Annotated in this window: 23 protein-coding genes and 1 tRNA gene; 18 read left to right on the top strand and 6 right to left on the bottom strand. The window is 65.2% G+C overall.

The genetic code is table 11. The features are described from left to right. Positions 1-74: 74 nt before the first annotated feature. Positions 75-164 (bottom strand) — tRNA-Ser (locus IC608_RS14435). A 215-nt stretch (positions 165-379) separates the two neighbouring features. On the opposite strand from IC608_RS14435, the gene IC608_RS14430 reads away from it, so the two are divergent. The 17 genes from IC608_RS14430 (at position 380) to IC608_RS14350 (ending at position 14,837) form a co-directional block, all read left to right on the top strand. After that, the gene (locus IC608_RS14430) at positions 380-1,162 is read left to right on the top strand and encodes an MBL fold metallo-hydrolase (protein ID WP_191776870.1); all 783 of its coding nucleotides are present in this window, start codon (positions 380-382) and stop codon (positions 1,160-1,162) included. A gap of 223 nt (positions 1,163-1,385) precedes the next feature. After that, on the top strand, positions 1,386-1,922 hold the full coding sequence (gene rplU, locus IC608_RS14425; RefSeq protein ID WP_191776868.1) for a 50S ribosomal protein L21: 537 nt from the start codon (positions 1,386-1,388) through the stop codon (positions 1,920-1,922). Positions 1,923-1,934: 12 nt separating this feature from the next. Then, positions 1,935-2,201, top strand: coding sequence for a 50S ribosomal protein L27 (rpmA, locus tag IC608_RS14420; RefSeq protein ID WP_191776867.1), 267 nt, complete (start codon positions 1,935-1,937; stop codon positions 2,199-2,201). Between the two features lie 226 nt (positions 2,202-2,427). Next, positions 2,428-2,955, top strand: a complete 528-nt coding sequence (locus IC608_RS14415) for a GNAT family N-acetyltransferase (RefSeq protein WP_191776865.1) — start codon at positions 2,428-2,430, stop codon at positions 2,953-2,955. Next, positions 2,946-3,467 carry a GNAT family N-acetyltransferase gene (locus IC608_RS14410; protein WP_191776863.1) on the top strand — a complete coding sequence of 174 codons (522 nt, stop codon included), beginning with the start codon at positions 2,946-2,948 and terminating at the stop codon, positions 3,465-3,467. The genes IC608_RS14415 and IC608_RS14410 overlap by 10 nt, the downstream gene beginning before the upstream one ends. Continuing rightward, a complete protein-coding gene (locus IC608_RS14405) occupies positions 3,464-4,054 on the top strand; it encodes a GNAT family N-acetyltransferase (protein ID WP_191776861.1) in 591 nt (196 codons plus the stop codon). Before IC608_RS14410 ends, IC608_RS14405 begins: the two co-directional genes overlap by 4 nt. A gap of 2 nt (positions 4,055-4,056) precedes the next feature. Then, positions 4,057-5,100: a GTPase ObgE gene (gene obgE, locus IC608_RS14400; RefSeq protein WP_191776859.1), complete on the top strand. Its 1,044-nt coding sequence runs from the start codon at positions 4,057-4,059 to the stop codon at positions 5,098-5,100. 151 nt (positions 5,101-5,251) lie between these two features. Further along, on the top strand, positions 5,252-6,409 hold the full coding sequence (gene proB / locus IC608_RS14395; RefSeq protein ID WP_191776964.1) for a glutamate 5-kinase: 1,158 nt from the start codon (positions 5,252-5,254) through the stop codon (positions 6,407-6,409). Continuing rightward, the gene (locus IC608_RS14390) at positions 6,396-7,682 is read left to right on the top strand and encodes a glutamate-5-semialdehyde dehydrogenase (RefSeq protein WP_191776857.1); all 1,287 of its coding nucleotides are present in this window, start codon (positions 6,396-6,398) and stop codon (positions 7,680-7,682) included. The genes proB and IC608_RS14390 overlap by 14 nt, the downstream gene beginning before the upstream one ends. After that, positions 7,679-8,308, top strand: coding sequence for a nicotinate-nucleotide adenylyltransferase (locus IC608_RS14385; RefSeq protein ID WP_345890904.1), 630 nt, complete (start codon positions 7,679-7,681; stop codon positions 8,306-8,308). The genes IC608_RS14390 and IC608_RS14385 overlap by 4 nt, the downstream gene beginning before the upstream one ends. A 186-nt stretch (positions 8,309-8,494) precedes the next feature. Beyond that, positions 8,495-8,890, top strand: a complete 396-nt coding sequence (gene rsfS, locus IC608_RS14380; protein ID WP_191776855.1) for a ribosome silencing factor — start codon at positions 8,495-8,497, stop codon at positions 8,888-8,890. A 42-nt stretch (positions 8,891-8,932) separates the two neighbouring features. Continuing rightward, complete coding sequence (gene rlmH, locus IC608_RS14375) at positions 8,933-9,415, top strand: 23S rRNA (pseudouridine(1915)-N(3))-methyltransferase RlmH (protein WP_191776846.1); 483 nt, start codon at positions 8,933-8,935, stop codon at positions 9,413-9,415. 98 nt (positions 9,416-9,513) lie between these two features. Then, the gene (locus IC608_RS14370) at positions 9,514-10,944 is read left to right on the top strand and encodes a murein hydrolase activator EnvC family protein (protein ID WP_191776843.1); all 1,431 of its coding nucleotides are present in this window, start codon (positions 9,514-9,516) and stop codon (positions 10,942-10,944) included. A 7-nt stretch (positions 10,945-10,951) separates the two neighbouring features. After that, positions 10,952-12,391, top strand: a complete 1,440-nt coding sequence (locus IC608_RS14365) for a S41 family peptidase (protein ID WP_248306380.1) — start codon at positions 10,952-10,954, stop codon at positions 12,389-12,391. Positions 12,392-12,477: 86 nt separating this feature from the next. Next, positions 12,478-13,605: a divergent polysaccharide deacetylase family protein gene (locus IC608_RS14360; RefSeq protein ID WP_191776841.1), complete on the top strand. Its 1,128-nt coding sequence runs from the start codon at positions 12,478-12,480 to the stop codon at positions 13,603-13,605. Positions 13,606-13,611: 6 nt separating this feature from the next. Further along, on the top strand, positions 13,612-14,148 hold the full coding sequence (locus IC608_RS14355) for an RNA pyrophosphohydrolase (RefSeq protein WP_191776839.1): 537 nt from the start codon (positions 13,612-13,614) through the stop codon (positions 14,146-14,148). 2 nt (positions 14,149-14,150) lie between these two features. Continuing rightward, positions 14,151-14,837 (top strand): aspartate/glutamate racemase family protein, encoded by a 687-nt coding sequence (locus tag IC608_RS14350; protein ID WP_191776837.1) that lies wholly within the window; start codon positions 14,151-14,153, stop codon positions 14,835-14,837. Positions 14,838-14,916: 79 nt separating this feature from the next. On the opposite strand, the gene IC608_RS14345 is transcribed toward IC608_RS14350, so the two are convergent. The 5 genes from IC608_RS14345 to IC608_RS14325 form a co-directional block, all read right to left on the bottom strand. Next, positions 14,917-15,342 carry a F0F1 ATP synthase subunit epsilon gene (locus IC608_RS14345; protein WP_191776835.1) on the bottom strand — a complete coding sequence of 142 codons (426 nt, stop codon included), beginning with the start codon at positions 15,340-15,342 and terminating at the stop codon, positions 14,917-14,919. Between the two features lie 84 nt (positions 15,343-15,426). Continuing rightward, complete coding sequence (gene atpD / locus IC608_RS14340; protein ID WP_191776833.1) at positions 15,427-16,866, bottom strand: F0F1 ATP synthase subunit beta; 1,440 nt, start codon at positions 16,864-16,866, stop codon at positions 15,427-15,429. Positions 16,867-16,887: 21 nt separating this feature from the next. Continuing rightward, the gene (locus tag IC608_RS14335; RefSeq protein ID WP_191776831.1) at positions 16,888-17,775 is read right to left on the bottom strand and encodes a F0F1 ATP synthase subunit gamma; all 888 of its coding nucleotides are present in this window, start codon (positions 17,773-17,775) and stop codon (positions 16,888-16,890) included. Between the two features lie 23 nt (positions 17,776-17,798). Further along, positions 17,799-19,334: a F0F1 ATP synthase subunit alpha gene (gene atpA, locus IC608_RS14330; protein ID WP_191776829.1), complete on the bottom strand. Its 1,536-nt coding sequence runs from the start codon at positions 19,332-19,334 to the stop codon at positions 17,799-17,801. Beyond that, on the bottom strand, positions 19,334-19,942 hold the full coding sequence (locus IC608_RS14325) for a F0F1 ATP synthase subunit delta (protein ID WP_191776827.1): 609 nt from the start codon (positions 19,940-19,942) through the stop codon (positions 19,334-19,336). Before IC608_RS14325 ends, atpA begins: the two co-directional genes overlap by 1 nt. A 337-nt stretch (positions 19,943-20,279) precedes the next feature. On the opposite strand from IC608_RS14325, the gene IC608_RS14320 reads away from it, so the two are divergent. Next, a complete protein-coding gene (locus IC608_RS14320; RefSeq protein WP_191776825.1) occupies positions 20,280-20,468 on the top strand; it encodes a DUF3008 family protein in 189 nt (62 codons plus the stop codon). Positions 20,469-20,473: the final 5 nt, after the last annotated feature.

The raw sequence follows: 20,473 nt of genomic DNA, 5'->3' as shown, positions 1-20,473 counted from the left end.
TGGTGGGTTTTATGGCGGGTTGACTAAAAGCTGCGACGCCAAGATCTTTGAAAAGAGCATTTCTGGCAGCGAGCTGGCGGAGAGAGAGGGATTCGAACCCCCGATAGAGTTGCCCCTATGCCGCATTTCGAGTGCGGTGCATTCAACCGCTCTGCCATCTCTCCGCGAGATCGAACGCCCGGGTTCGGGCGCGGCTGGTCGATACGGGCGGGCTTATGGCATAGCGAGAAGGTCGCTGCAACACTCTTTGTGGCTGGGCGGCGCCCGGCCCGCTCGCTGCCCCCGGATACAGCCGATCACTCACTTTTGCGTGCAGATGCAATCTGGTGCGCGACGCTGCACGTTAGCGGGTGGTTACACACAACCGAGGGAGATTATCATGGTTACGCGTCGCACCACGCTTGCCGGCCTTGCTGCCTTGCCGCTCGCCGGCAGTCTGACCACTGCATTCGGGACCCTTCCTGCGCTCGCTCAGGAAAAGCCAATGGCCGATACGCTCGCCACTTCGGAGGGGGACGTCACCATCCAGCCCGTCAGCCACGCCAGCCTCGTGCTGAGCTGGGGCGACAAGGCGATGTATGTGGACCCGGTTGGCGGCGAGGGGCTGTACGAGGGCCTGCCTGCGCCCACATCTATCCTCATTACCCACGGGCATGGCGACCATTTCGACGCTCCGACCCTTGAAGCGATCGCCGGTTCGGCCCCCATCCTCACCACAAAGGAAGTGTTCGACAAGCTGCCCGAAAGCCTCAAGGGGCAGGCCAAGGCGATCAGCAACGGCGAAAGTGGCGAACTGGACGGCGTCCCGGTCAAGGCCATCGCCGCGCACAACACCACGGCAGACCGGATGCAGTATCACCCGGTCGGTGTCGGCAATGGCTATGTGCTGAGCCTTGGCGACAAGCAGGTCTATGTGGCGGGCGACACCGAGCCCACCGAGGACATGCTGGCCCTCACCGATATCGCGGTCGCCTTCCTGCCCATGAACCTGCCCTATACAATGACGGCAGACCAGGCGGTCGAGGCCATCAACACGTTCAAGCCGGCCGTGGTCTACCCCTACCATTTCCGCGACATGGACCTGTCTCCGCTCGAGACCGGCCTTGACGAGGGGATCGAGCTGCGGCTGCGCGACTGGTATGCGGCCGGCGGCCAGGGGTGATCGGCTGATCCGCCCTTGACTCCAGGGGCGTTTGCCCCGATAAGCGCCACAACCTGCGCCCCGGTCCTGCCGGCGCGCCGGTTTTTGTTTGCAACGCTGCTCGAGGCTGCCGGTCGACCTCTTCGACCCCTCATCGAAAAGCCCGCGGATCAGGCATGAAAACCGCGGCGCCACAGGGCGCGACAGAAAAAGGGACCGGGGCGAAAGCCAGCCGGTTTGTGATATGACCTTTGCCGTTATCAAGACGGGCGGGAAGCAGTACAAGGTTGCTGCCAACGACCTCATCAAGATTGAAAAGCTCGAGGGCGAGGCCGGCGATGCCGTGACCTTCGACCAGGTTCTCATGGTTGGCGACACCATCGGCGCTCCGCTGGTGGACGGCGCGATCGTGGCCGGCGAGCTTGTCGAGACCAAGAAGCAGAAGACCGTCATCGTCTTCAAGAAGCGCCGCCGCCACAATTCGCGCCGTCGCAACGGTCACCGCCAGTTGCTCTCGACCGTCCGCATCACCGAGATCCTGACCGGTGGCGCCAAGCCGACGGCCAAGGCAGCCGCCAAATCGGAAAAGACCGAGGCCGTGACCGAGAAGGCCCCAGCCAAGAAGGCGTCAAAGGCGAGCGAAGCCGACGCTGCGGCCGAGGCTCCCGCCAAGAAGCCGGCTGCCAAGAAGGCCGCCGCCCCCAAGGATGACGCCGCCGCTGAAAAGCCGGCGAAGAAGGCCCCGGCCAAGAAGGCCGCACCCAAGGCCGACAAGGAATAAGGAGCTCTAGAGATGGCACATAAGAAAGCAGGCGGTTCCTCCCGCAACGGTCGTGATACCGCTGGCCGTCGTCTCGGCGTCAAGAAGTTCGGCGGCGAAGTCGTCGTAGCCGGCAACATCATCGTGCGTCAGCGCGGCACCAAGTGGCATCCGGGTACGGGCGTTGGCCTGGGCAAGGACCACACGATCTTCGCGCTGGTCGATGGCAACGTCGCCTTCCGCACCCGTGCGGATGCCAAAGTCTACGTGTCTGTCGTCCCGGCAGAGGCCGCCGAATAATCCGGCAGGCCTGACCAACCCGCCGGAGACCTGTTCCCCGGCTTGGCGTTTGGCGACACAGACGAAATGCAAGGGGGAACCGGTCAGCCGGTTCCCCCTTCTCGTTCTGGAGTGTCCTCATGTTCGTCATCGCCTCCCGCCGCAGCAAAGCCACAGCCCGCCCGGCCATCGCCGCTCCCGTCGCACACAAGGCCATGGGCCAACACCGGGAAAGGATGCGGGGGAGATGACCGAGCTTCATACCGCCCGGCTGGTCCTGCGGCCGGCCCGTTCCGATGACGCGCCCTGCTACGCTCTGGGCGTCGGCGATTTTGAGGTCGCGCGCTGGCTGACGCCGGTTCCCTGGCCATATACGCTCATCATGGCGCAGGACTGGCTGCGCCAGGCGCCCCCGCCGACGCCGGAGAAGTCGCTCTTCATCATCGACCTTCCCAACCGTGGCCTGATCGGTTGCATCTCGCTGATCGATGAACTCGGCTACTGGATCGCCCGCCCGCATTGGGGGCGCGGCTATGTCACCGAGGCGGCCACCGCCCTCCTCGACTGGCACTTTGCGAATTCGTCTTCCCGCGCGGTCGCCTCCAGCGCCCACCACGACAACGCCGCATCCCTTCAGGTCCTGCGCAAGCTCGGCTTTGAGGCAACGGGGCGGCAGAAGCGTTTTTCCCAGCCGCTGCAGCACAATGTCGACCACATCGTCAGCACACTGAGCCGACAGACCTGGCTGGCGCGGGAGCCCCGAAAATGCGCGTGACCGATACCTTGCCCGAAGCGATCGAGACCGCTCGGCTACGCCTGCGCGCGCCGCGGAACGATGATCTCGGACCGCTGGTGGAAAAAGCCAATGACTGGGCGGTCCTCGAGCCCACGGCCACCCTGCCCTACCCTTATCTGGAAGAGCACGGCCGCGGCTTTATCGAGCGCGCATCGCGCAACCCCCAGCGCCCCTACGTCATGGCCGAGCGCAAGACCGACACGCTGATGGGCGTGATCGGGCTTTACCTTTACGCCGACAGGCCGGTGGAACTGGGCTATTGGCTCGGCCGCGACCATTGGGGGCAGGGTCTTGTCGCAGAAGCGGCAGCTGCTCTCCTCGATGCCGCTGCGGCGGCGGGGCTGTCGCCGGTTCGGGCCCGCGTTCTCGCGCACAATGCCGGGTCCATTCGCGTGCTGGAGAAGTGCGGCTTTGCCGTCGTCGAGCACACCCAGAGCCTGGTCGAGCGTCACCGCGGCAAGCCGCTTCTCATCCTGGAGTGGTCGCGATGATCCTGCCAACGCTCGAGACGGCGCGCCTTGTCCTGCGCCCACCACTGCCCGAGGACGCCGAGGCTATCGCCCGCTACCTCAACGACTTCGCCGTGTCGGGCAATCTGGCGCGCGTGCCGTTTCCCTATCACCTCTCCGATGCAAGAGCCTGGCTGCGCACGCGGCGCCCGGACATGCCGATCGAGGACGCCAACTTCTCGATCATCGCGCCCGGCGTGGGGATGGTCGGCCACATCGGCTTCCACCTTGGGCAGCGCGGGCCCATCATCGGCTATTGGCTGGGGCGCCCTTTCTGGGGCCAGGGCGTCATGACCGAGGCCGCACGCGAAAGCCTGCGCTGGTTCTTTTCCGTCTCGGCCGCTCCCGTGGTGATCTCGGGCGTCTTTCACTTCAACGCGGCATCCCTGGCCATCCAGCGCAAGCTCGGCTTTACCGAAACCGGCCGTTCCCGCCTCGTGTGCCTTGCACGCGGCACCGAGGTGGAGCATATCGACACTCAACTGACACGCGAGGGTTTCCGCGCGGCGCTGACGGGGAGAAGCCCTGCCGCCGTTGCAAAACCCCCTGGCGTCTGGAAGGCACTCTAGGCATGAAATTTCTCGACCAGGCCAAGGTCTACATCAAGTCCGGCTCCGGCGGCGCCGGCGCCGTCAGCTTCCTGCGCGAAAAATTCGTGGAGTTCGGTGGCCCCGACGGCGGCAATGGCGGCCGCGGCGGCGATGTCATTGTCGAGTGTGCCGACGGGCTCAATACACTCATCGACTTCCGCTACACACAGCACTTTAGGGCCGGCACGGGCGTGCATGGCATGGGCAAGAACCGCACCGGCGCCGATGGCGAGGATATCGTCTTGCGCGTGCCCAAGGGCACGCAGATCTTCGAGGAAGATCAGGAAACGCTGATTGCCGACATGACGGAAGTCGGCCAGCGCGTGGTGCTGCTCAAGGGCGGCAATGGCGGCTTCGGCAATGCCTATTTCAAGACCAGCTCCAACCAGGCTCCGCGCCGGGCCAATCCGGGGCAGGAAGGCGTCGAAAAGGGCATCTGGCTGCGTTTGAAGCTGATCGCCGATGCCGGTCTCGTCGGCCAGCCCAATGCCGGCAAATCCACGTTCCTGGCCGCCGTCAGCGCGGCCAAGCCAAAGATTGCCGACTATCCCTTCACCACGCTCCACCCCAATCTGGGCGTGGTGCGCATTGGCGAGCGCGAATTTGTCCTCGCCGATATTCCGGGGCTGATCGAGGGGGCGAGCGAAGGCATCGGCATCGGTGACCGGTTCCTCGGCCATATCGAACGCTGCAAGGTGCTCATCCACCTTATCGACGGCACCGAAGAGGACGTGGTTCACGTCTACAAGGCCGTGCGCCATGAACTGGCCGCCTATGCCGACGTGTTGGCCGAAAAGGACGAGATCGTTGTCCTCAACAAGATCGACGCGCTGACCGAGGACGAGGTCAAGGAGAAGCTCAAGGCGCTGAAAAAGGCGAGCAAGGCCGAAGTGCGCACCATTTCGGGCGCCACCGGCAAGGGCGTCGAGCAGGTGCTCTACGACGTCCTCGCACGCCTCGACGCGGAAAAGGCAGAGCTTGCCGAGCAGGAACGCAAGAAGGCGGACGAAACATGGACGCCGTGAGCGGCACGATGCCTCGCCACACTGGAAGCAACTCCTCCCCCTGGATGGGGGAGGTTGGGAGGGGGTGCCTTCACCTTCAGCACTCTGCCGGCCACCCCCCCACCCCAGCCCTCCCCGCAAGGGGGAGGGAGTGGACCGGGCTTTCGGCCAGATGACCCCCCTCGCCGCGCATCGCAGCATCACCATCAAGATCGGCTCTGCCCTGCTCGTTGACAAGGCCGGACAGCTTCGTGCCCAGTGGCTGGACGCGCTGGCCCAGGACATCGCTGCCTTGAAGGCCGAGGGCCGCGACATCGTCATCGTCTCGTCCGGCGCCATTGCGCTGGGCCGGAGTCTGCTCGGCCTTGGCGCACCGGTTCTGCCGCTCGAGCAGTCGCAGGCGGCGGCGAGCGCGGGGCAGATCGCTCTCTCCCAGGCCTGGGCCGAGGCACTGGGGCGGCATGGCATCGTCACCGGACAAATCCTGATCACCCCCAACATCACGGAAGAGCGGCGCTACTATCTCAACGCCCGCACCACCATCCAGACGCTTCTGGGCCTCGGGGCGGTTCCGATCATCAACGAGAACGACAGCGTCGCCACTGCCGAAATCCGCTATGGCGACAACGACCGTCTCTCGGCCCGCGTCGCCACGATGATCGAGGCCGATTGCCTCGTGCTGCTCTCCGACATAGACGGGCTCTACACAGCTCCGCCCGCCAAGAATCCCGGCGCAAGCCACATCCCGGTCGTCGACGCCATCACCCCCGCCATCGAAGCCATGGCCGGCGGGGCGGCCAGCCACCTCTCGCGCGGCGGCATGACGACCAAGGTCGAAGCGGGCAAGATCGCAACCCTCGCCGGCACTGCCATGATCATCGCCAAGGGCACTGAGCCGCATCCCCTCCGCACGCTGCTCGAAGGCGGCCGCCACACGCTCTTTCAGCCGGCCCGCACCCGCGCCCAATCGCGCAAGCGCTGGATCATGGGCACGCTGGCCGTGTCGGGCACGGTGCATGTCGATGCCGGCGCCGCCCGCGCCTTGCGGCAGGGCCGCTCGCTGCTGCCGGTCGGCGTCACGCGGATCGAGGCCGAGTTCGAGCGCGGCGACACCCTCTCGATCCGCGACCCCAATGGCCGGGAAATCGCCCGGGGTCTCTCCGGCCTCGACAGCGCCGATGCGCGGCTGGTGATGGGCAAGCACAGTGACACCATCGTCGAACTGCTCGGCATGGACAGCCGCACCGAACTGGTGCACCGCGACAATCTGGTGATGACCGGCCCACAGGACGGCGCGGCCGTACGGGAGGCAAACCATGAGCCTGGCTGAAGCACGATCGGTCGAAGACGTTCCGGCGCTCATGCTGGCGCTGGGCCAGCGCGCCCGCGCCGCAGCGGGCAAGCTCGCCATTGCCACGGCCGAGCGCAAGCATGCCGCCCTTGTCGGCGCCGCCCAGGCGGTCGACGCCCGTCGCGCCGACATCCTTGCCGCCAACGCCATCGATCTCAGGGAAGCCGTGGCCAAGGGCATGAGCAAAGCGTTCCAGGACCGGCTGCTGCTGACCGATGCGCGCCTCGATGGCATCATCGGCGCGCTGCGCACCATTGCCGAGCTTCCCGATCCAGTCGGTGCCGTGATCGCCGAATGGGACCGGCCCAATGGCCTTCACATCGAGCGCGTTCGCACCCCGCTCGGCGTCATCGGCGTCATCTATGAAAGCCGCCCCAATGTGACGGCCGACGCCGGCGCGCTCTGCCTCAAGGCCGGCAATGCGGTGATCCTGCGCGGCGGCAGCGACAGCGTTCACTCCTCGCGCCTCCTGGTCGAGTGCCTGCGCACCGGCCTTGCGCAAGCGGGCTTGCCTCAAGACAGCGTTCAGCTCGTGCCCACCACCGATCGCGCCGCCGTTGGCGAAATGCTCAAGGGCCTTGGTGGGACCATCGACGTCATCGTGCCACGCGGCGGCAAGTCGCTGGTGGCGCGCGTCCAGTCCGAGGCGCGGGTGCCGGTTTTCGCCCATCTCGAGGGTCTGGTGCATGTCTACATCGACCGCTCGGCCGATCTCGACAAGGCGGTCAGCGTCACGCTCAACGCCAAGATGCGCCGCACCGGCATCTGCGGTGCCGCCGAGACGCTGCTCGTGCACAAGGACGTGGTGGCGAGCCACCTCCGGCCGATCCTCGAAGCGCTGATGGAAAAGGGCTGCGAAATCCGCGGCGACGAGACCGTCACGCGGCTCGTGCCCCAGGCCAGGCCCGCCACCGAAGAAGACTGGCAGACCGAATATGAAGACGCCATCATTTCGGTGAAGGTGGTGGACAGTCTTGAGGCGGCCATCGCCCATATCGAGCACTATTCGAGCCACCACACCGAAGCAATCATCGCCGAGGACCCCGCGGCGGTCGAAAAGTTCTTCGCCGAGATCGACAGCGCCATTCTCGTGCACAACGCTTCGACCCAGTTCGCCGACGGCGGCGAATTCGGCTTCGGCGGCGAAATCGGCATCGCCACGGGCAAGATGCATGCGCGCGGCCCGGTGGGCGTCGAGCAGTTGACGAGCTTCAAGTACCGCGTGCGCGGCACCGGCCAGCTGCGCCCGTGACGCTGCGTCCACCGCTCCGCATCCCGGGCATCACCGAATTGCCGCCCTCGGCAACGGGCATGCGCATCGGCCTATTCGGCGGCAGCTTCAATCCGATCCATGCCGGGCACCTGCTGGTGATGGAGGAAACCCTCCGGCGGCTCGAGCTCGATGCGCTCTGGGTTCTGGTGACGCCGGGCAATCCGCTCAAGGACAATGCCCGCCTGCCGTCGCTGGCCGAACGCGTCCGCGCAGCGCGGGCCGCCATCCGCGATCCCCGCATTCGCGTCACCGGCTTTGAGGCGGCCAAGGGCTTTGCCTACACCTGGCAAACCGTGCGCTTCCTGACCCAAAGCCTGCCCGACCGGCATTTCGTCTGGATCATGGGCGCCGACAGCCTCGCCGATTTCCACCGCTGGGAACGCTGGCGCGATATCGCCGCTGCGCTGCCCATCGCAGTCTATGTGCGCCCCGGCGCCGGTCGCCGCGCCCTCGCCTCCCGCGCGGCCGCGACGCTGGACCACGCCCAGATTGATGAAGCCTTCGCCCCGACCCTCGCCCGTCGTCCAGCGCCCGCATGGGTCTATCTCCAGGGTCGTCAGTCGGCTTTGTCGTCCTCGCGCATTCGGGCCGAAAGGACGCCATAAACCTTCGTTAAGGCTTCAACCTTGCGAAAATGCGCTGGAAAGCGCATATTCGGGGCGTGATAGATGTCACCGGAACAGGAACTGACGGCTTGCCGTTAACTCGACGCCGCTTTCGTCCGATCAACAACCAAGGATGCTACCCTTACGCATGACCCATGCTGCCGCGTGGGCAGAAAGCCAATTCTGATGGCTGCGCTGCCCGAAAACTCCCTCCACGCCAAGGCCCCAGCGCCGGCGCCGGCGCCCGAAAAACCCTTGATCGACCTGATCCTCGATACAATCGAGGACGCCAAGGCCGAAGAGACCATCTCGGTGGATCTGGCGGGCAAGTCGTCGCTGGCCGACCACATGGTGGTCACGTCAGGCCGCTCCCAGCGCCACGTCGCCGCCATTGCCGATCAGCTGATCAACGCCTTGCGCGACAACGGCTACGGCAAGCCGCGCGTCGAGGGCCTGCCGCACGCCGATTGGGTCCTGGTGGACACCGGCGACGTCATCGTCCACATCTTCCGCCCCGAAGTGCGCGAGTTCTACAACATCGAAAAGATGTGGCAGGCCGATTTCTCGGCCGACCAGCACTGAAAAAGGGCCGGCCCCCGGCCGGCTCCCCCGCGGGACTGACCCATGCGCATTGCCATCGGCGCCATCGGCCGCATGAAAGCGGGCCCTGAGCGCGAACTCGTGTCGCGCTATCTCGATCGCGCGGCCTCGACCGGCAAGCCACTGGCCTTGACCGGGTTCGAGGTGAGCGAAAGCGCAGAGTCCCGCGCCGGCTCCGCCGCCGCCCGCAAGCTTGACGAGGCCCGAGCCCTTCGGGCGGGCGCACCGGACGGACTCGTCGTGGTGCTCGACGAGCGCGGCAAGACCCTCAACTCCGACGCCTTTACCGAAACGCTCCTGCGCTGGCGCGACGCCGGCCGTCCGGCGGTCACCTTCATGATCGGCGGAGCTGACGGCCTCGATCCGGCGCTGGTTGCCGAGGCCGATCTGGCGCTGAGCTTTTCCCCCATGGTGTGGCCGCACCAGCTGGTTCGGATCATGCTGGCCGAGCAGCTCTACCGCGCCACCACCATTCTCTCCGGCCACCCCTATCACCGCGGCGGTTAACTCACGACATGGTTAAGCATCGTTAACCTGCGGTTTGCCGCCCGCTTGATATGGTGCGACTGATGTGATTCGGGGTTGACGCCCCTCTTGGAGACGCCATGCCGCTGCGGCCCGTGAGCAAAACCCTGGCCAGCCTGTGCGGCCTGGCCCTTGCCGGGTTGGTCTCCGGCCCGCTGCTCGCTCAACAGGCTCAGGAAACGGCAGTCGCGGCGCCATCCGCACCGGCATTGTCCGAAGTCGGGCCGACGATCGGCAACGCGCCCTCCACGCAACCGGTCGCTCCCGCTTCCCCCGACCCCACGGCACCAGCCGAGCCGCCTCTTCCCGCCGAACCCGGGGCCTCCGAAGCCGCCGATCTGGCGGCTTTGGAGAAGACCCTGTCTCTGAGCCAGGAGCGCATCGAGGCACTCAAGAAGGAAGTGGCAGACATGGAGGGCGACCGCGCCCGCCAGAGCGCTGCCCTGATCGCCGCCGCTCAAAGGGTCAAGCAAGCAGAAACCGATGTCGCCGCCGTAGAGGAGCGCCTGTCCGACCTTATCGTCGAGGAGCTCGAGGTGCGGGGCCGGCTCGACGGGGCGGACGCGGAGGTGTCGAACGTTCTGGCGGCATTGGAGCGGATTTCCCTCAGCCCTCCCCCAGCCCTCATCGTCGACCCCAGTGACGCCCTGGGCTCGGCCCGCGGCGCCATGCTGATCTCCGCCATCGTTCCCCAACTCCGCGCCAGAGCTGATGCGGTATCCCTTGATCTCCAGAAGCTGCAGGACATCAAGTCCTCAGCCTTGGCCGAGGAGGCCACGCTCAAGGCCAATCAAGAGGTGCTCGAGGAAGAGCAATTGCGGATCGCCACTTTGGTCGCCGCCCGCAAGCTGCAGATCACGCAAAAGAGCGCAGCGCTGCAGGCCGAACAAGCGGCCGCTGAAGAGCTGGCCAAGAAGGCCGGCACGCTGCGTGAACTGGTCGAGGCGCTGAGCGCCCGGGCCGCCGCGGGCGCGACGTCGGCACCAGCGACCGCCACCGAACCGGAGACGCCACGGCTGTCTCCCGAGGCCATAGAGATGGCCTTCGCCAATGCCGCGCGCACCGAACCGGCCGTTCCGTTCGAACTTGCGCGTGGTTATCTGGCCGAGCCCAGCAATGGCGAACTGGTGGTCGCCTATGGCAATAACGACCGGCTCGGCGGCATCTCGCACGGCCAGTCGATCGTGACGGCGCCGGGGGCGCAGGTGGTCGCGCCCGCCGACGGCTGGGTGCTCTACAAGGGCCCCTATCTCAACTATGGTCAGATCGTCATTCTCAACACCGGCAGCGGCTATACGACGCTTCTGGCCGGCCTCGACAGCATCAGCGTCGACATCGGCCAGTTTGTGCTGATGGGCGAGCCGCTGGGCACCATGGGATCACGCACAATTGGGCCGGTGATGACCACCAGTGCTGGCAACGGCCGTCCAACTCTTTATATTGAACTGCGCCACAATAATGAGCCTTTCGACCCGCAGGGGTGGTGGGCGAAGAACGAACGAACGGGATAAATCATCCATGCGCTTGTCCACCCTTTGCGCCGCCGCCCTGTCCGTGGCGTTGCTCGCTCCGATCGCCTCTGTCCTGGCGCAGGAGACGGCTCCTGCTCCCGCGCAGGAACAAGCCCCCGCCCCTGTTCCGGCCCAGGATCAGGCGCCCGACACCGTCGTGCCCGATGAGCTGATGCCATCGGAGGAGCCTGAGCCGACCGAGGCGGAAAAAGCGGCCGCGCCGCGCGATCCGGAAGAAATCTATTCGGACCTCAATCTCTTCGGGCAGATCTTCGACCGCATTCGCGCCGAATATGTCGATCCGCCGGATGAGAAGGAGCTGATCCGCGCGGCCATCCAGGGCATGCTGACCTCGCTCGACCCGCACTCGGGCTACCTGCCGCCGACGGATTATGACGAAGCCCGCGAGGATATTTCGGGCGAGTTCGGTGGGCTCGGCATCGAAGTGACGATGGAAGAGGGCACCATCAAGGTCGTCTCCCCCATCGATGACACGCCCGCGGCCAAGGCCGGCATCCTGGCCAACGATCTTATCGTCGCGCTCGACAACCAGCCGATCCAGGGCCTGTCGCTCGACGAGGCCGTCGACAAGATGCGCGGCCCGATCGGCACCGATATCAAGGTCACCGTGATCCGCGAAGGCGTGACGGACCCGATCGACTTCACCATGACTCGCGCCACCATCGCCATGCGCGCTGTGCGCTGGTCGATGGAAGGCGACGTCGCGGTGCTGCGCCTCTCCCGTTTCTCCGAGCAGGCTTTCGTTGGCATCGAGAAGGCCATCAAGGACATTTATGCTGAGGCCGACGGCAAGGCGCCCAAGGGGATAATCCTCGACCTGCGCAACAATCCGGGTGGTCTCGTTGACCAAGCCGTCTACGTGGCCGACGCCTTCCTCGACAAGGGCGCCGTAGTTCTCACCCGTGGCCGCACGGAAAGCGAAAGCGCCCGCTACGACGCTGAGCCCGATGCACTCGACAAGCAGATTGCCGACGTGCCGCTGGTGGTGCTGATCAATGGCGGCTCGGCCTCGGCCTCCGAGATCGTCGCCGGCGCCCTACAGGACCACAAGCGGGCGACGCTGGTCGGCACCCGCTCCTTCGGCAAGGGCTCCGTGCAGTCGATCATCTCGCTCGGGCCCGATGGCGCCATGCGCCTCACCACCGCGCGCTACTACACGCCGAACAACCGCTCGATCCAGGCGCTGGGCATCACGCCCGATATCGAGGTGCGCCAGGAGGTGCCCGAGGAACTCAAGGGGCGCGACGAGATCATCGGCGAAGCTGGACTTGCCGGCCACATCACGATCGAAGGCCAGCAGGAGGCCACGGTCGGATCGTCCGTCTATGTCCCGGGCGAGAAGGCCGATGACACTCAGCTGCAGTACGCGATCCGCCTCATCGATGGCGAGGAAAGCGACCCCTCCTATCCGCCCAAGGCGGAGTAGCGCCGGGGCGCGCATGGTATCGTGGGCGCGGGGCGTGATTCGCTTCGCGCCCTTCGCTTTTCTGCCCCCGCGGAGCGGAGCCCGCCATGGCCAATAACCTCAGCACCCCCCTGCGCGGCCGCAAATCCCGCAACCGGGGCAAGAACGGCAAGGTTCACCTGCCCGTGGCGCGCATTCTTCTGGGCATCATCTTGCTCATCGCCATCGGCGTTGGTGCGCGGCTCGTTCTGGTCGACGACCCCAATGGTGGACGCCCCTCCCAGGAAGTGGCCATCGCCACCACGCGCAACAGCAACAGCGTGGCCAATGCCGTGGCGACCGGGCCTGCAACCATCACCGCGGATCCCCAGCAATATCCCGCCGGCCAGACCCCCCCTGCGTCGCAGCAGGCCGCCGGCGCTGCGCTCGGGCAAACGCCCGGTGCCTTCGGCGCCCTGCCCGATCTCAGCGAGCAAACCAGCAACGGCCCCATCCCCCGCATGTCGGGAACCGGGGAGCGCCCGTTCGACGCCTATCGGGAACCGGTGCCGGCGGGCGTGACTGAGAAGGAGCCCAAGATTGCCCTCGTCGTCTCCGGGCTCGGCATCAACGAGCAAGGCTCGCTCGACGCCATCGATCAATTGCCCGAGGCGGTGACGCTGGGTTTCGCGCCCTATGGCCGCTCGCTCGAGACCACCGTCTCGGCGGCGCGTGTGCGCGGGCACGAGGTGGTGCTCGAACTGCCGCTCGAGCCCTTCGACTATCCGCAGAACGATCCTGGCCCGCACACCCTTCTGACCGGTGACGCGCCACGCGCCAACCTCGAAAAGCTATTCTGGCTGATGGCGCGTTTTGGCGGCTATATCGGCGTGATGAACAATATGGGCGCCCGCTTCACCGCCGCTGCGGCCGATTTTGCCCCGGTCATGGAAGAGCTGGGCGCGCGCGGGCTGGGTTATGTCGACGATGGCTCGTCCAATCGCTCGGTTGCGGCGCAATTGGCTGGGGCCAACAAGGTGCCCTTCGCCCGCGCCAGCATGGCCATCGACACCGATCCCTCCAAGGATGCCATTCTCGCAGCGCTTGCCAGCCTTGAGGCAGAGGCGCTGCAAACCGGCTCCGCAATTGGTATTGTCAGTGCATTACCCATCTCGATCCAGACCGTGACCGATTGGTCCGCGGATCTGGGAGACAAGGGAATTGCGCTGGTGCCCGTCAGCGCGCTGATGAAATAGGTACCCATGACCGACAAGCCTGACCGTGAAGCCCTGCCCTATCGCGACTGCGTTGGCGTGGCCCTCTTCAATGCCGATGGAAAAGTGTTCATGGGGCGCCGCAAGGCAGAGGGTGACCCTGACCAGTCGGCCCGCTTCGATGCCCCCTGGCAGATGCCGCAGGGCGGCATCGACAAGGGCGAGGACCCGCTACGTGCGGCCATGCGGGAACTGCAGGAAGAAACCAACGTCACCTCGGTCAGTCTCCTCGCCGAAGCGCCCGAATGGGTCTATTACGACCTGCCCGAGGAGGCCCTTGGCGTTGCCTGGAGCGGCAAGTACCGTGGCCAGCGCCAGCGCTGGTTCGCCTTTGCCTTTACCGGCAGCGAGACCGAGATCGATGTCCAGTCACCCGGCCAGGGCAAGTTCCCCGCCGAGTTCGACGGCTGGCGCTGGGAGAGCCTCACCCGCACGCCCGGCCTCGTCGTGCCCTTCAAGCGCGACGCCTACCGCAAGGTAGTCGAGGCCTTCGCCGACATTCCGCAACGCTTCACCCACGGATAGCCATGAAAACCATCGGCCTCATCGGCGGCATGAGTTGGGAATCGAGCGCGCACTATTATCAGCGGCTCAACCAGTTGACCGCGGAGCGCCTGGGTGGGCTGCATTCGGCGCCGGTGATCCTGCACTCGGTCGATTTCGCCCCTATCGCCGCCATGCAGTCGGCCGGTGAGTGGGACAAGGCCGGCGCTGAGCTGAACGGCGTCGCCCGGGGTCTCGCGGCGGCCGGCGCCCAGGTGCTGGGGCTGGCGACCAACACCATGCACGTCGTTGCCGAGACGGTGACCGCCCGCCTCGACATTCCCTTTTTGCACATCGCCGACCCTACAGCCCACGCGCTGCTCACAGACGGCTTTGACACTGTGGGGCTGCTGGGTACCCGCTTCACCATGGAGATGGGTTTCTACAAGGATCGGCTCACCGCAGCGGGCCTGAACGTGCTCGTGCCCGAAGTGGATCGCACGAACCTCAACGGCATCATCTATGATGAGCTGTGCCGGGGCATCATTCGCGACGAGTCGCGGGCGACCTATGTCACGGCCATCGAGCGTCTTGCCGCCCATGGCGCGCAGGCCGTCATTCTGGGCTGCACCGAGATCGGCATGCTGATCGACGATAGCGTCAGCCCCATCCCGACCTACGACACGACCGAGTTGCACGCGCAGGCCCTGGTGGAAGCGGCGCTCGCCTGAAACTGAGCTTCTCCACCCTCGAATGCAAAAAGGCCGCCCCGAAAGGCGGCCTTGAACTTTGTTACATAGCGGGTCCGGCCTAGTGGACGTGCGCCCCGTCGATGTGCTGCGCCTCAATGGCGAGGTTGAGCAGACCGCTGACGACCTCCTGCGCGTAGGACTTGTCTTCGGGGCTCTCCGCCCGCTGCAGGTCCTGCTCGGCCGCCTTGATCTGCTCCTGCAGATTGGAGTGGTCGAACTCTGCGAATGGCACCGACTCTTCGGCCAGGATCGTCAGGCCTGCTGGCGAGACATCGGCAAAGCCGCCACGCACGAAAAAGACGTCGGCCGCATTGCTGGATTTTACCACGGTAATGAAGCCGGGACGCAGCGTCGTCATGAACGGAGCGTGATCCGCCATCACGGTGAAGTAGCCCTCGGTGCCCGGCACGGTGACGGATTCCACCGTTTCGGACAGAACCAGGCGCTCGGGCGACACGATCTCGATCTTGAGGCCTTCAGCCATTCATTTGGTCCTTTGGCAGTGGAGCCCGGACGGCGCCGAGCTCCATTACGACAAGATATCCGGGCCGCAGAGGCCCGAACCGGCTTAGGCAGCCTGAGCGGCCAGCTTTTGCGCCTTGGCAACGGCGTCGTCGATGGTGCCGACCATGTAGAAGGCTGCTTCCGGCAGGTGGTCGTACTCGCCGTTCACCAGGCCCTTGAAGCCCTTGATGGTGTCTTCGAGTTGCACGAACACGCCCGGCGAACCGGTGAAGACTTCGGCCACGTCGAAGGGCTGGCTCATGAAGCGCTCGATCTTGCGGGCGCGCGCCACGGTCAGTTTGTCTTCTTCGGACAGCTCGTCCATGCCCAGGATGGCGATGATGTCCTGCAGCGCCTTGTACTTCTGCAGGATCTGCTGCACGGCGCGGGCGGTCTCATAGTGCTCTTCGCCCACGATCTGCGGGTCGAGAATACGCGAGTTGGACGCCAGCGGGTCCACGGCCGGGTAGATGCCCTTTTCCGAGATCGCGCGGTTGAGCGAGGTCGTCGCGTCAAGGTGCGCAAAGGTCGTGGCCGGGGCCGGGTCGGTGAAGTCGTCGGCCGGCACGTACACGGCCTGGATCGAGGTGATCGAGCCCTTGGTCGTGGTGGTGATGCGCTCCTGCATCGCGCCCATGTCCGTCGACAGCGTCGGCTGATAACCCACGGCGGACGGAATACGACCCAGGAGAGCCGACATTTCGGCGCCGGCCTGCGTGAAGCGGAAGATGTTATCCACGAAGAACAGCACGTCCTGGCCCTTGTCGCGGAAGTTTTCCGCAACGGTGAGGCCGGTCAGCGCCACGCGGGCACGCGCGCCGGGAGGCTCGTTCATCTGGCCGAACACGAGGGCGCACTTGGAACCGGCGGCCGAGCCGTTGTTCTCGTGCGGGTCCTTGTTCACGCCCGATTCGATCATTTCGTGGTAGAGGTCGTTGCCTTCGCGGGTGCGTTCACCCACGCCGGCGAACACCGAATAGCCACCATGCGCCTTGGCGACGTTGTTGATCAGTTCCTGGATCAACACGGTCTTGCCCACGCCGGCACCACCGAACAGACCAATCTTGCCGCCACGCGCATAGGGGGCGATCAGGTCGACCACCTTGATGCCCGTGACGAGCACTTCGGCAGCCGGATTCTGCTCGGCAAAGCTCGGGGCTTCCTGGTGGATTTCACGGCGTTCGCTGGAGCCGATCGGACCGGCTTCGTCGATCGGTTCGCCGGTGACGTTCATGATGCGGCCGAGGGTCTCGTCGCCCACGGGCACCGAGATGGAAGCCCCCGTGTCCGTCACTTCGGCGCCGCGAACCAGACCTTCGGTCGTGTCCATGGCGATGGTGCGCACGGCGTTTTCGCCCAGGTGCTGCGCCACTTCCAGAACCAGGCGCTGCCCGTTGTTGGTGGTTTCAAGCGCGTTCAGGATGGCGGGCAGGTGATCGTCGAACACCACGTCAACGACGGCGCCAATGACCTGCGAAACGCGACCGGCCTTCTTTTCTGCCATTTGTTCGTCCTCGCTGATGGGTTAGAGCGCTTCGGCGCCCGAGATGATTTCGATGAGTTCTTTGGTGATCTGCGCCTGCCGCTGGCGGTTGTAGCTCAGCTGCAGCTTGCCGATCATTTCGCCCGCATTGCGCGTCGCATTGTCCATGGCGGTCATCTGCGCGCCGTAGAACGAGGCGTTGTTTTCCAGCATGGCGCGGAGGATCTGCACGCTGATATTGCGCGGCAGCAGGTCTTCCACGATGGCTTCTTCGCTCGGCTCGTATTCGTAGGGCACGGACGCGGCCTCGGCTACGCCCTCACCCTCGACCCGTTCGATCTTGGCCGGGATCAGTTGCACCGCAGTGGGCACCTGGCTGATCACGGAGCCGAACTTGGCGAAGAACAGCGTCGCCACGTCAAACTCGCCGGCCGCGAACATGGCCTGCACCTTCTGGCTGACCTCGTTGGCCTGCGTGAAGCCGATCTTCTTGACATCGCGATAGCTGATCGTCTCGACGATGCGATCGGCATACTGGCGCTTGAGGATGTCGTTCCCCTTGCGCCCGACGGTCAGGATCTTGACCGTCTTGCCCTGGGCGATGAGCTTGTTGGCGTGTTCGCGCGCCAGGCGCACGATGGAGGAGTTGAAGCCACCGGCCAGGCCACGCTCGCCGGTCGCGACGATCAGCAGATGCGTTTGGTCCTTGCCGTTGCCGCCGAGCAGCACCGGGGCATTTTCCTGCCCGTCATAGACCGCGGCAAGGCTCGAGAGCACCCGGGCCATGCGCTCGGCATAGGGACGAGCCGCCTCGGCCGCTTCCTGGGCGCGACGGAGCTTGGCCGCCGCAACCATCTGCATGGCTTTGGTGATCTTCTGGGTCGACTTGACAGAGTCGATCCGGTTTTTCAGGTCCTTTAGCGACGGCATGGGCTGTCGTCTCCTTGCTCGCCTTAGGCTGCGTAGCTCTTCTTGATGTCGTCGAGCGCCGACTTCAGCTTGGCGCGCGTATCGTCGCTGAGCGCCTTTTCGGCGGCGATGGTGTTGAGAATATCGACATACTTCGAGCGCATGGCGCCCAGCACGGTTTTCTCGAAATCACCCACCTTGGCGACCGGGATGCTGTCGAGGTAGCCGTTGGCGCCCGCAAAGATCACCGCGACCTGCTCTTCGGTCTTGAGCGGCGAGAATTGCGGCTGCTTGAGCAGCTCGGTCAGGCGCGCACCGCGGTTCAGAAGACGCTGCGTGGCCGCATCGAGGTCCGAACCGAACTGGGCGAAGGCCGCCATTTCGCGATACTGAGACAGCTCGCCCTTGAGCGACCCGGCCACCTGCTTCATCGCCTTGACCTGGGCCGAGGAGCCCACGCGGCTCACCGACAGACCCACGTTCACGGCGGGGCGGATGCCCTGGAAGAAGAGATTGGTCTCGAGGAAGATCTGGCCGTCGGTGATCGAGATCACGTTGGTCGGGATGTAGGCCGACACGTCGTTGGCCTGGGTCTCGATCACGGGCAGCGCGGTCAACGACCCAAGGCCATGGGCCTCGTTCATCTTGGCGGCGCGCTCGAGCAGGCGCGAGTGGAGGTAAAACACGTCGCCCGGATAGGCTTCGCGGCCAGGCGGACGGCGCAGCAGCAGCGACAGCTGGCGGTAGGCGACGGCCTGCTTGGTCAGGTCGTCATAGGCGATCACGGCGTGCATGCCGTTGTCGCGGAACCACTCGCCGATGGCGCAGCCGGTGAACGGCGCGATGTACTGCAGCGGCGCGGCTTCCGAAGCGGTCGCGGCGACCACCACCGAATACTGCATGGCGCCGGACTCTTCGAGCTGGCGCACGAACTGGGCCACGGTCGAACGCTTCTGACCGACGGCGACGTAGATGCAGTAGAGCTTGTCGGTTTCCGAAGCGTTGGCGTCATGCGCTGGCTTCTGGTTGAGGAAGGTGTCGAGAATGATGGCCGACTTGCCGGTCTGGCGGTCGCCAATGATCAGCTCGCGCTGGCCACGGCCGATCGGGATCAGCGCGTCGATGGCCTTGAGGCCGGTCGACATGGGCTCGTGCACGGACTTGCGCGGCAGGATGCCCGGCGCCTTGACGTCGACGCGGCGACGCTCGGTGTGCTCGATGGGCCCCTTGCCGTCGATCGGGTTGCCCAGACCGTCGACAACGCGACCCAGAAGGCCCTTGCCCACGGGCGTGTCCACGATGGCGCCGGTGCGCTTGACGACGTCGCCTTCCTTGATGGCGCGGTCGTTGCCGAAGATAACGACGCCGACATTGTCGGTTTCGAGGTTGAGGGCCATGCCCTTGACGCCGCCGGGGAACTCGACGAGCTCGCCGGCCTGCACCTTGTCGAGGCCGTAGACGCGGGCAATGCCGTCACCGACGGAGAGCACCTGGCCAACTTCGGAAACCTGGGCTTCCTGGCCGAAATTCTTGATCTGGTCCTTGAGGATCGCAGAAATTTCCGCGGCTTTGATGTCCATTATCCGACCTCTTTCATGGCGATTTTCATCGCAGCGAGTTTTGTCTTGAGCGAAGAATCAATCATCTGCGATCCGACCTTCACCTGAAGGCCACCGATCAGCGAGGGATCGACGAATTGGTTGAGCGTGACGGTCTTGCCCAGCTTGGCCTTGAGCGTCTCGGCCAGGGCACTGGCCTGGGCCTCGCTCAGGGGCGCGGCCGATGTCACTTCGGCGGTCATTTCGCCGCGCGCCGTGGCGGCCAGTTCGCGGAAGCCCACGATGATCTGGTCCAGCGCGAACAGCCGGCCGTTTTTCGCGACGAGCTTGAGAAAATTCGCCACCAGCGGATTGACCTGGGCCTTGTCGATGATGGCGTTGAGCGCCGAGGCCTTGACGTCGGCGGTAATCACCGGCGAGCGCAGGTAGCGCGAGAAATCCTCGCTCTCACCGATCAGCCGGGAAATGTCGGAAAGCCCGGTTTCCACCTGGGCCAGCTGGTTCTCGCTCTGGGCGAGATCGAACAGCGCCGACGCATACGGCCGCGCGATGTGGGTAAGCACTGAATTCTGCGCTGCCAATGCCGCTTCACCCTCTCGGTTTTCGCCTTGCTGGCGTCCCGCTTCCATTTGAGAAACCGGGGCGTTGCCAAAGGCTTGTTCTTGTCCGGAAAGGAGGCACACCACGACCCCCCAGGAAATCGCGCCCCCTCTAGCACAGGGCCGCCGCGGCACGCAAGGCGCTCCGCCTTGATTCACTCGCGGCGAAAGTGTCGCACTCCGCAAGCGGTCCGCAGGATAAGGCGCCCCGGTGGGGCGACTTAAGCCAAGGAGGCCTTGAGAGCTACGCTCGAATGGCGCAGGCGTGGAAGCACTAATCCCTCCCACGGAACCACCCCCATCAACACGAGCAACCTCCCCTTACTCACCCCGTTTCTCCACCAGCACCCATACCACGGAGGTTCCCATGCCTGCCAAATCCCAGGCCCAGCAAAAAGCCGCCGGCGCCGCCCTCTCGGCCAAGCGCGGCGACACCAAGGTCGGCGAGCTCAAGGGCGCGTCCAAGTCCATGTACAAGTCGATGAGCGAAAAGGAGCTCGACGACATGGCCTCGACCAAGCGCAAGGGCAAGCCCGAGCACAAGTCCAAGGACTGACCTTG

The sequence above is a fragment of the Devosia oryzisoli genome (assembly GCF_014837245.1).
In the GTDB taxonomy this organism is placed as follows: Bacteria; Pseudomonadota; Alphaproteobacteria; order Rhizobiales; family Devosiaceae; genus Devosia; species Devosia oryzisoli.
Note: the sequence above shows the minus strand (reverse complement) of the source record. Positions and strands in the feature narration are given on the sequence as shown.